Annotated in this window: 1 protein-coding gene; it reads right to left on the bottom strand. The window is 48.8% G+C overall.

The features are described 5' to 3' along the window. Positions 1-491, bottom strand: a 491-nt coding sequence (locus R7R24_RS28460) for a response regulator (protein ID WP_318120417.1), incomplete at its 3' end; no start/stop codon positions are given. Positions 492-603: the final 112 nt, after the last annotated feature.

Here is a 603-nt window from a genome sequence, read left to right as displayed (position 1 = left end):
CGGAAGCCTCTTGCCACCTCTCGCAGGATTTGCGTTTCGCGATCCGTTAGCGAATCAAAAACATCTTCATGATCAGAGCGTTCACTCAAATACTTGGCAACCTCTTGGCTGTATGCCTTGTCACCCTGATGGGCCTGTTTGAGTAACTCAACAAGCTCATCCGGCTCTGTATCTTTTAACAAATAGCCATCCGCGCCACTGCGTACAATCGCTTCAATATCCGCAGGGCTGTCTGAAACGGTCAGAATAACAGTCCTCGCCTCACAGCCATCTGCTCGCAGCGCTTTTAACGTATCCAGCCCAGACATGCCTTTCATGTTGAGGTCTAGCAGTACCAAATCGAGCTCAAGCTCATGCGCTTTTGCGACTGCATCTGCGCCATTGCTTGCTTCTGCAACGACTTCAAACTCTGGCTCAAAGCTCAGGAGTTGATGGATACCACGTCGCATTAGTGGATGATCATCCACCAGCATTACTTTACACACTGTCAAAGTTTACTTCCTTACTGTGTTGGAATTCGAGTTTTACGGTGCACCCTTTGTTTATTGATGCTTCAATCTGTAGATCGGCGTGCAGTCTCGCTGCTCGCTCTTGCATGATCGT

This window comes from Vibrio sp. 704, from assembly GCF_033339295.1.
Note: the sequence above shows the minus strand (reverse complement) of the source record. Positions and strands in the feature narration are given on the sequence as shown.